The sequence below is a fragment of the Vibrio sp. Isolate25 genome (assembly GCF_022398025.1).
GTDB lineage: Bacteria > Pseudomonadota > Gammaproteobacteria > Enterobacterales > Vibrionaceae > Vibrio > Vibrio coralliilyticus_A.
Map to the genome: position 1 here is coordinate 612,610 of NZ_JAKEUT010000002.1, position 10,986 is coordinate 623,595.

Genomic DNA, 10,986 nt, shown 5'->3' on the forward strand with positions numbered 1-10,986 from the left:
GTATTTCGGTTATTTATACCTTATCTGCGCGCGCTGAGACAACATCAACCAGTAAGAAAATTATAAAATAAGCACATTTTGTTAGCGCTCATTGCCTAACCTGCATTTTGCCAATAAAAAGCAGGTCAAAAGTGGTTGAACTTTGTAAATCAATGTGAAGTCGCTGGAAGAAATTTAAGCGGACGCACTGGCTTGAAGTTCTTCCAAAGCCATCGCATTCTCTTCCGCTTCTAAACTACGGTATTTATCTGCAATATCGACAAATTCTTGCTCTATGGTGAGAAACGCATCAACTAACTCAGGATCGAAGTGACTGCCTTTTCCTTCTAGGATTATTGATTTGGCTTTTTCGTGGCTGAAGGCTTTCTTGTAAACGCGCTCAGAGATGAGAGCATCATAAACATCGGCAAGTGCCATCAAACGGCCTGAGAGTGGGATTTGATCACCTTTCAAGCCTTTAGGGTAGCCTGCGCCGTCCCACTTTTCATGGTGGGTAAGTGCGATTTCTTTAGCAAGACGTAAGAAAGAGTTGCTGCCTAAGTGCTTTTCTGCAATCGACAATGCTTTTGCACCAATTTCTGGGTGACGTTTCATGGTGGTAAACTCTTCATCTGTGAGTTTACCGGGCTTGAGCAAAATATTGTCTGGAATACCCACTTTACCCACATCGTGTAACGGTGCCGATTTGTACAACAATTCTATATAGTTTGGAGTCAGAAGTGCTTTGTACTTATCAAACTGACTTAAATAATTGGCCAGCGCACGGATGTATTCTTGCGTACGCAGAATATGGGCGCCTGTTTCATTATCCCGTGATTCGGCAAGTGCGGAGAGGGATACAATTGCGACATCACGCGTCGTCTTTACTTCATCCTGACTTGCCTGCAGGCTATCGAGCATTTTATTGGTGAGTGAGGCCATCGAACCTAATTCATTATGCTCAAAAATAGGCAAGCGCTTGGCAATATTGCCTTGCGTAACTTCCAGCAATGAACACTCTTGAGTGAGCAAAACTTTGCGCATTAATTTGGTCCAAAGCACAAGAATTGTGACGACGTACGCGCCAAGAACCAATGACAGGTAAATAAACTCTTTAATGATACTGATAGTGCCACTGCCATCTAGGACACGTTCTGGGTTGTGTTGTAACCAGAATATATCTTTCACCGCAACCATCGTTAACATAGTGGTAAGAGTCACGAGTAACATACAGATCATCATGATCATTTGCTTGACCATTGATTGACGTTCACCACTAAGTTCGAACTGATATTGTTCTTCCTGACTCAAGTGCTCGAACTGTTTGATCTTAGAAATGAGTTGGAGAATTAAACCCGTAAAGAACCCGAAGAGAGTCATACCGAACAAGACTTTAAGGTTGCTATCGAGAGCGAAGTCGTATTGAGTGTTATAGAACAGGGCCAGAGGAACACTACCCATGAAGAATAGAGTGGCATCAAGCCTTGCTTGACGTTGTTCGGCAAGGAGAGAGTGGCTGTTGAGCAAAAAATGTCGGATTAAGAATAGTGAGCCAAAGGTGACTCCAACATGAAACAAAATCTCTTTTGTTGTCAGTGTTTCAAGAAAAGGACAGACTCGACCTCCATAAGTGCCGAAAACCATCGCTGCAATAGCATACAGCTTTAGTGTGAGAGGCGCGTTGTAGTTTGAGTTAACCATCTTCTAGCCCTTATTTTTGCGTTGAAATTAATCTGTTTGGATTAAGTTTCATATCTATCCTGTATAAATGACCCGCGATAGTATCGTTTCATTTCGAGTTTAGATAGATTTTTGCAACTTTAGTAGTAGTGGTAATACCAATTTAGGGATATCTAATGCCATCTCGCTACTCAGAAGAAAGCCACATAACCGCGCTCGGATATGTGGCTCTGCTGTTGTTTAGTGCACTTGCTATTAGCTTCGATTATTTAAGCTTTTTCGCTGCCCAGTCATTCACATGCGAAATAATCGCTTTTAGTGCGTGTTTTTGGGTCGGTTTTTCACCTTGCTCGATATCAATATCTTTTTTGGGGTGTGAACCTGTTGCGTCTTCGGCAATGTGTAGCCAATCTGGGTGCCAATAGTACGGCTGACCATGTGGAGCTATCCAGCTATGAACGCCGTTGCTTTCACCTTTATATTCGATATGCGACTCATCGTATTTCTTCATTATCATCAATCCTTACGTTAAGGTTAGTTTGATCACTAATACGTGATTAAATGTAACAGAGAAGTAAATATTTAATGTGATTATCATCAACAAACGGAATGCGTTAAAAATTAACGAATTTGTTTTAATTAGCTTAAGCCAGTGTGAATCAAATGTGTGTTATCTTTTGTCACCTGAATGAAAAGGTGAGGGAAGTATGAATCGCTATCAACAGTTAGCTGAACAGCTTAAGGTACAAATTGAGAATGGTGTCTGGCGAGCCGGAGAGAAAGTGCCTTCAGTCAGGATGACCAGTCGTAACTGCTCAGTCAGCGCTTCAACTGTCCTTCAGGCGTATCAACTTCTTGAATCTCAAGGATGGTTACTCGCCAAACCACAGTCAGGTTATTTCGTTACCTCGATCATGGAACGGGTTCCAACTCCTGAGCCAGAAAGCAAAGTCGTTGCACCTGAATTTAACGATAAGCTGTATGAGTTCTTACAAAGTAATAGTAAAGCTGATATTGCGCTCGGTTCGGCTTTTCCTGACCCTCAATTATTTCCTCTTCAATCACTGAATCGTCACCTGGCGAGTGCGGGTCGAAAAATGCCGCTCAACAGTGTGTTTGATAACATGCCGCCTGGTAATGAGGCACTGCGTCGTCAAATCGCGCAGCGTTACCTCAAGCAAGGAATAACAGTTTCTCATACAGATATCGTCATTACTTCAGGCGCAATGGAAGCGCTGAATCTAGGGCTACAGGTGGTAACACAGCCAGGTGATACTGTCATCGTTGAAGCCCCAGCGTTCTATGGCGCCATTCAGGCAATTGAGCGATTAAACCTGAAAGCTATTGAAGTCCCTGTTCATCCTGAAACTGGGTTATGTTTGGAGAAGTTTGAGCGAGCGCTTAAAAAACATAAGGTGACGGCGTGCTGGTTGATGCCAAACTTCCACAATCCGACCGGAGCGAGCATATCGTCCGCTAACAGGCAAAAGGTCATTGAATTGGCGAACCAACATCAGATCGCCATCGTCGAAGATGATGTCTATTCCGAACTCTATTTTGGTGTTCACAAACCGATGCCGCTTAAATACTGGGACCAAGAAGATAGGGTGCTGCTCTGTGGTTCTTTATCCAAATCCTTATGCCCCGGTTATCGGGTCGGGTGGGTAGTTAATGGTCAGTACAACGAGCGTTTACAAAAGCTACAGCTGGTTTCAACGTTATCCGGTAGCGTACCTGTTCAGGAGGGGATCGCGCATTATCTCCAGTATGAAAGCTTAGATAATCACCTAAGAAAACTGCGTAAGGAATTGGCAGCAAGACAGCATGCTTTTATTAATGTTGTGGAGCGTTATTTTCCCAAAGGAACGAAGGTCAGCCGGCCCAGTGGCGGTTACTTTGTTTGGCTAGAATTGAATGAGGACGTCGATACTTACCAGTTGTACCAAAGGTTGCAAAAGCAAGGAATTACCATTGCTTATGGCGGACTATTCAGTTCAAGGGAAAAGTTTCAGAACTGTGTGCGTTTGAACGCGTCCTATCCGATGACAAGTGAGTTGGAACAGACCATTATTGGAATTGCTAAGGTGATCACTGATTAGCTACTGTTTGGCTATTTTTCGCTTCAACTGTACTGCGCTGACTGACGAGGTCTGTGATGAAATACACCAGAAATATAAACAGTTAGCGAGGAAAGTATGGAAAAACAACGCTATAAGCATGAATTTCGACTGATTGCCATCGCGATATTCAGCGCATTCTTATTGATTTTTGGTCACCTGATTCTTGCTAAGTCTTTTGCTGATTTGGTGTGGACGGAATACACTGCAGCCGCCATTCCGTTTGTGATGTTTGGACTTTGCCTGTTTGGTATTAAATATGCCTCGAAAGCAGAACAGTCTTAAGTGCAAAAATAAACCTCCATATTGGAGGTTTATTCATTTAAAAAGCCTCCAAGGAGGCTTTTTGATATTTATTTCACTTCTTGTTTAGAAGTTAGCTGAGCGCGGTGTACGTGGGAATGGGATGACGTCACGTACGTTACCCATACCAGTTACGTAAGAAACCAGACGCTCAAAGCCGAGACCGAAACCTGAGTGAGGTACTGTACCGTAGCGACGAAGGTCACGGTACCAATCCATGTGCTCTGGGTCGATACCGATATCGCGCATGCGGGCGTCTAGAACGTCCAGACGCTCTTCACGCTGAGAACCGCCGATGATTTCACCAATGCCCGGTGCAAGTACATCCATTGCTGCTACTGTTTTGCCATCTTCGTTTAGGCGCATGTAGAAGGCTTTGATGTCTTTCGGGTAGTTCTTAACGATTACCGGTGCTTTGAAGTGTTCTTCCGCTAGGTAACGCTCGTGCTCTGAAGACATATCGATACCCCATTCAACTGGGAATTCGAAGTCACGGCCAGAGTCTAGAAGAATCTGGATTGCATCAGTGTAATCAACCTGAGCGAAATCAGACTCAACAAATTTCTCTAGGCGAGTAATCGCTTCTTTGTCGATGCGTTGTGCAAAGAACTCAAGGTCATCACGACGCTCTTCTAGTACTGCTTTAAATACGTACTTCAGCATGTCTTCCGACAGTTTCGCGATATCTTCAAGATCAGCGAAAGCAACTTCAGGTTCAACCATCCAGAATTCCGCTAGATGGCGGCTGGTGTTTGAGTTTTCTGCGCGGAACGTAGGGCCGAACGTGTAAACTTTGCTTAGTGCACAAGCGTAAGCTTCGCCGTTAAGCTGGCCAGATACCGTTAGGAACGTCTCTTTACCAAAGAAGTCTTCGTTGTAGTCCACTTTGCCTTCTTCTGTGCGCGGTAGGTTTTCCATGTCTAGCGTAGAGACACGGAACATTTCACCCGCACCTTCTGCATCAGAAGCGGTAATAAGTGGCGCAGATACCCAGAAGTAACCTTGCTCGTGGTAGAAACGGTGAATTGCTTGAGATAAGCAGTTGCGTACACGTGCGACTGCACCAATAACGTTCGTACGTGGACGAAGGTGTGCCACTTCACGTAGGTATTCAATTGAGTGGCGAGTTTTCGCCATTGGGTAAGTCTCAGCATCTTCAACCCAGCCAACGACTTTTACATCTGTCGCTGCAAGCTCAAAATCCTGACCTTTCGCAGGAGATTCAACGATAGTGCCTGTTACTTCAACAGAGCAGCCTGTTGTTAACTTTAGGACTTCATCGTTGTAATTATTTAGATTATTAGGGACCACGGCCTGAATCGGGTCGAAACAAGAGCCGTCGTAGATGGCAAGGAAAGAGATTCCAGCTTTGGAATCACGACGCGAACGGATCCAGCCGCGGACAGTGACTTCACTGTCAACTGCTAGCTTACCGTTCAATACGTCTGATACAGGCGCGTAAGTCATGTTGTAAATATTCTCCATTGAGTAAAAAATCAACCCAATGTTTTTTGTGGACTCACCGAATAAAAAGTGAGCAAACATTGGGTTGGACTGAATTTCATCTATTCAATGGAACATATTACCTTTCAAATCTTAGGCTTCAACCTTTATTCGCGAATAGTGGCGCAAAAAATGTCCAAATCGACTTAATTCTTCCGCGAAAGCGTAAACTGGTTGATTAAAGACTCCAAATGTTCTGAAAGTTGCTCTAGGTTCATGCTGATATCACGTGTTTTCGCAGCGGATTGTGATGTGTTATCTGCGTGTTGTGTAATAATTTCGACCTTACGTTGGACTTGTTGGCTAATCTGAGTGGTATTGCTGGTTTGATGCTGAATACTCTGCGCATGAGCGAGTGCCTGTTGCATTTCGCTTACCACATCAGACATTGCTACAGACAGCGCTTCAATCTCATTGGAGCGTTCATGAGCGGTCTCGCATACAGTATCAACGGAAGCCAGAGAAGCTTGGCTGTCTTTCTGGAATTGCGAGATAATGTTTTCGATGCTTCCAGTCGCGTCGGATGTTCGGCTGGCAAGTTGGCGCACCTCATCCGCGACCACGGCGAAGCCACGGCCCTGTTCGCCTGCGCGAGCGGCTTCAATAGCGGCATTGAGTGCCAGTAGATTGGTTTGCTCTGCAATACCCTTTATCACTTCTAAAATGGTGGATACTTCAGCCGTCTGATCGTTGAGCTCGACAATATTGACTTTTACTTGCTCTATATCGGTTACCAGACTCTTGATTTCAGTACTGGCGCTGTGCGCTTGTCCAGCGCTTTGCTCAGCAATGCTGGTGGTATGTTTGATCAAGTTGGAAGCATCATTGGTAGCCTGTTCTACCTGAACTTGCTGAGATTGCATTTGTTCGATGTTGGCTTGAACGTCTGATGTCTCGTTTTGCTGATTATGTGCGGCTTGATCGGTCACTTGAGCGACGTCGGTAAGCCCTGCCGCTGAACTGTTTAGGTAGTGTGAGGTTTCCTGAACTTTTTCCAAGCTATGGCTTACCGTGTCCATAAACGAATTGATTGCTACAGAGAGCTGGCCAATCTCATCTTTGTTCTCGTGTTTAATTCGTTTGGATAAATCTTTACTTTCACTCACGCTCTGCATGTAGCGCGATGTCTTTTGAATCGGGCGAACAATGAATTTACGGATCAAGAACAGGGTCAACAAAAAGCCGATAAAGCCGAAGGTTGCCATAATGGTCACGGCGATAATGGTTCGCTGACTGATCATGCTATTGACGTGAGATAAGTTGTATTCTAATCGAATCGCGCCGAGCACTTCTCCTTCTGGTGCCATGTGACAAGAGACACAGTTTGTTCCGCGATAGTTTTCGCTTGCCTTCATCGGTAAGGCGACAACTAAACCTTTACCCCACTCGGCAGAAATCGGTTCAATGACCAGTTCACCCTTTAGAGCTCTTTGGTCAATCTCGTCTTCAGGTGCCTGACTTGGCTGGCCTGGGCCATAAAGTTTACTGACAGCCTCAGCACGGAGTACTTTGACTTGCTCAATGCCGTCTTGAGCAAGAGCTTTTTGTCGTAGAGTTTCTTTTTGCGCCATAGTGCCTGTTAGCATCATCATATTGAGGCTGTCAAAGTAGTTACTGGCTTTATCATGTAACTGCTCGCTAAGAACGGAATTCATTAGCTCTTTCTGTTGCCAGTACTGATACGCGGTGGAGGAAGCGAGTACCAGAGAGAAAACCGTGACGAGGGTTGCCAGCAATTTGGTAGTAATGGTTGAACTCATTTCAAATGCTTAATTGTTAGAATTGGAATAGACGTCAAATATAATGACTTATATGCATATTCACTCAATCGATAGAGAGATTTATTGTGACCATACACAATGTGTGGTTTATGTAAATGTGATGTGGAACTGATGTAACCAAATCTTTGACGCGACGACATTTTTTCGACGTGCTACAAAGGTCGAAGAACTAGGCTCTTATAAATAATTCTATTAATCGCGGGGTGAACCTTGTCACTACTATACTATTTCCTTAGTATTGCGTGTCTTTTGTAATGCCCGAGATCCAAAATGAAAACTGAATTATACAAAGAGTTTATGTTTGAAGCGGCGCACCACCTTCCTAACGTGCCGGAAGGCCATAAGTGCGGTAGATTGCATGGCCACTCTTTCTTAGTTCGTCTTTACGTAGAAGGTGAAGTCGATCCACACACTGGGTGGGTTGTTGACTTTGCAGAAATTAAAGCTGCGTTTAAACCTATCTATGATCAACTTGATCACTATTACCTCAATGACATTGAAGGTTTAGAAAACCCGACCAGTGAAGTGTTGGCGAAATGGATTTGGCAGAAACTTAAACCAACTTTGCCACTATTAAGCAAAGTCGAAATCAAAGAAACCTGTACTGCGGGTTGTATTTACACCGGCAATTAAGCGACGATATAAATTGTGAAAAGCGAAGCTCAAAGCTTCGCTTTTTTGATCGTCATGAGATCCGCTATGAATACCCGCCTATGAATGTACCAGTAGGTGAATAGCGAAATTTCTTTATTGAAGACATTGCAATCCCGCTGTCAATGATTAAGATGACGAGTCCCTTCATGTTGAAGGGCAGGCAGCGGAAGGATTGCTGCTTTTTTTCAAGGGATTGTCTCATAATATCGGACACCTAAATGATCTTCAAAATTACCACACCGATCATCGAACCTACGGAAGGTTCGCCACACACTGCTGTTACCTTTTCTCTTGCCTTTCAAGCGTTCAACAACGTTTCCTCTCTACGTCATTCTTTTCAACGCGTTTTCTTCTTTAAAGCTCGCTATTCGTATTGTTTTTGATTGTTAGTCCTCGCGCTAGGCACGCGCACATCTCAATCTTTTCACTTTCAAAATAGATACGAAAATATGAATACTAAACTTCTTGGTAGTTCCCTGATTATTTCTGGTACCGCGCTCGGTGCTGGTATGCTCGCAATTCCTATGGTTCTGGCACAATTTGGTTTGTGGTATGGAGCCTTACTAATGGTTTTTATTTGCTTCGGCACCACATATGCGGCTTTGTTGTTGCTTGAAGCGACGTTAAAGGCAGGCGGTGGCCTTGGTCTTAACTCAGTGGCTCGCCAAACGTTAGGAAAAGTAGGGCAATTAGTGACAAACTTGCTTCTATACGCTCTGCTAATTTGTCTATTAATGGCTTATATTCTTGGTGCTGCTGATCTTGTCGGTCAGCTGACTCGTGCGATTGGCATTGAGCTTTCTGCAAGCCAAACTCAGATCCTCTTCACGCTTATTGCTGGCGCGGTTATCGCTTGCGGTACAGGTGTCATTGACAAGCTCAACCGCACGCTGTTTTTCATTATGATTGCCAGCTTGGGTTTAAGTTTAATACTCCTGCTACCGGATTTTCGCCTAACGAATCTGATGCAGGTGATGAATCATGATCAAGTTGCGTTGATCAAGACTAGTGCGGTTCTGTTTACCAGCTTTGGCTTTATGGTTGTTATTCCTTCTCTTGTTTCCTACAACCATGAAGCGACAGATCAGCAATTGCGAAACATGGTGATTATTGGTTCTGTGATTCCTTTGATCTGTTACTTGTGCTGGCTGTTTGCGGTTGTGGGTAACTTACAACCAGAGCAATTAGGCGAGTTCTCTAATGTCTCAGAACTTATTATTGCGTTTGAATATCATTCACCTTGGATCGGTACGATATTATCTGTATTCACTGGGCTTGCACTTTTGACGTCATTTTTTGGTGTGGCGATGTCTCTGTTTAACCAAAACCGCGATATGTTCGGACAAAATCGCGTAGTGACATATGTGATGACGTTTATCTTGCCTCTTGTCGGTGCACTATTGGCCGCTGATAAGTTTTTGGCGGTACTGAGTTACGCCGGTATCATTTTGGTGTTTCTGGCTGTATTTGTGCCACTGGCGATGGTGTATAAAGTCAGATTGGCAAATACCGCAACGACGCGATACACCGCTGAGGGAGGCGCTATAATGCTGATGTTCTCTTTGTTGTTTGGTAGTTTCTTGCTGGTCTCACAGGTTATTTAATGAAAAAGCCCGGTGAAATACCGCAACGTAGTTCACTTAAGAGGAGCTGCGTAGCGATTAACAGGGTATCGGGTCTTTGATATTTTTACCGCCCTAGGCCGATTTGGCTTAGGGCGTTTGTCTATAAAGAGGATAGATAAATCTCCTCGAAGGCTCTTTAAGCGTTTCGNGCAACGTAGTTCACTTAAGAGGAGCTGCGTAGCGATTAACAGGGTATCGGGTCTTTGATATTTTTACCGCCCTAGGCCGATTTGGCTTAGGGCGTTTGTCTATAAAGAGGATAGATAAATCTCCTCGAAGGCTCTTTAAGCGTTTCGGCGTGTTACCTAAAGACACCGCTTTACTCATCATTTTGAGCTGGCTGGCKATAAATTGGCAAGCGTACTTAAAGCTGATTTCATTAGGTAAGCGTCCGTGYTCAACGGCAGCTTGACTAGCYYCTCGTCTCACCAAGTTATAACCAAGTAATAACCCCCACAGCTCTTGATAGACGAGYTCGACTGTTTTGCTTCTCAACACTAAAGCGTTGTGTTGCATTGAGCTCTTGATGTCACGATAACCTAATTCGATTTCCCATCTTTCATGATAAAGCTCTGCCACAGATTGAGCGTCATACTGCTCTCTAGGAAGCGAGGTAAACACCGTTTTGGATTTACCTTGAACCTCATAACTGACGGCTCTGACTGTCCAYTTTTCTGGAAGACGAGGATTCTTTTTACGAGCTTGCGGTGAGACCTTCATCTCCACAAGCATGTCACTGCTTTCTTTATCATCCAGTAGAGTATATTTGACTCCTTTCCTTGCAGGGAGAAGCCAGTGTCTATTTATTCCACTGTTTTGCAGAGAAAGGAGTAAATCTGCACCATAAAAACCTTTATCCAGTAACGTCACTGAGTTGTCTGGTAGAGCGTTGATGAAAGGCATCGCTAGAGGAATTTCACCTCGGCGATACGGGCTTATCGCCGCATCAACGATGACATGAGAGCGAACATTCATCATAGTCACAACTCTCAATACTGGATGAGGTGTTTGTCTGTTGCTAGACGTATTTCCAGARCCAAAATGTTCCCTCAATTCTGGTGTGTCAGCCGTTCTAAAAAGAGCGCCATCGACAGCAAAAACTTGTAAGCCTTGCCATGTATCATCAGGGTATCGCTCAAGTCCCCACGTTTTCCCACATTGCTTAAACAGCCATTCGGGTGCTGCTTTGCCTAAGCGTTGTCTTGCTTGGGTTAAGGCGCTCTTTGCCAATAGCTCTTCATCAGCCAAACCGTCAGCACAGACGTTCATTCTTCGAGCGACTTCGGCAATGGGTTCATTGCGGAAAAAAGCCATACCCACAATCAGCCACAACACCATATCGCT

General features: G+C 44.3%; 9 protein-coding genes. 4 read left to right on the forward strand and 5 right to left on the reverse strand.

Going from position 1 to position 10,986, the window contains the following annotated elements:
* Positions 1 to 174: 174 nt before the first annotated feature.
* Entirely contained in the window at positions 175 to 1,680 is a 1,506-nt protein-coding gene (locus tag L1D15_RS09510; protein ID WP_239875423.1) for an HD domain-containing phosphohydrolase, read from the reverse strand.
* Between the two features lie 244 nt (positions 1,681 to 1,924).
* Positions 1,925 to 2,170, reverse strand: coding sequence for a hypothetical protein (locus L1D15_RS09515; RefSeq protein WP_239836598.1), 246 nt, complete (start codon positions 2,168 to 2,170; stop codon positions 1,925 to 1,927).
* Positions 2,171 to 2,366: 196 nt separating this feature from the next.
* Between L1D15_RS09515 and L1D15_RS09520 the strand changes: the two genes are divergently transcribed.
* Both L1D15_RS09520 and L1D15_RS09525 read left to right on the forward strand, forming a co-directional pair.
* Complete coding sequence (locus L1D15_RS09520; protein ID WP_239875424.1) at positions 2,367 to 3,758, forward strand: PLP-dependent aminotransferase family protein; 1,392 nt, start codon at positions 2,367 to 2,369, stop codon at positions 3,756 to 3,758.
* 96 nt (positions 3,759 to 3,854) lie between these two features.
* Positions 3,855 to 4,061 carry a hypothetical protein gene (locus tag L1D15_RS09525; RefSeq protein ID WP_239836596.1) on the forward strand — a complete coding sequence of 69 codons (207 nt, stop codon included), beginning with the start codon at positions 3,855 to 3,857 and terminating at the stop codon, positions 4,059 to 4,061.
* Between the two features lie 84 nt (positions 4,062 to 4,145).
* Here L1D15_RS09525 and asnS read toward each other — a convergent pair whose 3' ends face one another.
* A complete protein-coding gene (gene asnS, locus L1D15_RS09530; protein ID WP_239836595.1) occupies positions 4,146 to 5,546 on the reverse strand; it encodes an asparagine--tRNA ligase in 1,401 nt (466 codons plus the stop codon).
* Between the two features lie 182 nt (positions 5,547 to 5,728).
* Positions 5,729 to 7,342, reverse strand: a complete 1,614-nt coding sequence (locus L1D15_RS09535; protein WP_239875425.1) for a methyl-accepting chemotaxis protein — start codon at positions 7,340 to 7,342, stop codon at positions 5,729 to 5,731.
* Positions 7,343 to 7,633: 291 nt separating this feature from the next.
* Here L1D15_RS09535 and queD point away from each other — a divergent pair, with 291 nt between their 5' ends.
* Positions 7,634 to 7,996 carry a 6-carboxytetrahydropterin synthase QueD gene (gene queD, locus L1D15_RS09540; protein ID WP_239836593.1) on the forward strand — a complete coding sequence of 121 codons (363 nt, stop codon included), beginning with the start codon at positions 7,634 to 7,636 and terminating at the stop codon, positions 7,994 to 7,996.
* 470 nt (positions 7,997 to 8,466) lie between these two features.
* Positions 8,467 to 9,621 carry an aromatic amino acid transport family protein gene (locus L1D15_RS09545; RefSeq protein ID WP_239868466.1) on the forward strand — a complete coding sequence of 385 codons (1,155 nt, stop codon included), beginning with the start codon at positions 8,467 to 8,469 and terminating at the stop codon, positions 9,619 to 9,621.
* A gap of 180 nt (positions 9,622 to 9,801) precedes the next feature.
* Here L1D15_RS09545 and L1D15_RS09550 read toward each other — a convergent pair.
* A partial coding sequence (locus tag L1D15_RS09550; protein ID WP_239875426.1) for an IS4 family transposase occupies positions 9,802 to 10,986 on the reverse strand: 1,185 nt, incomplete at its 5' end.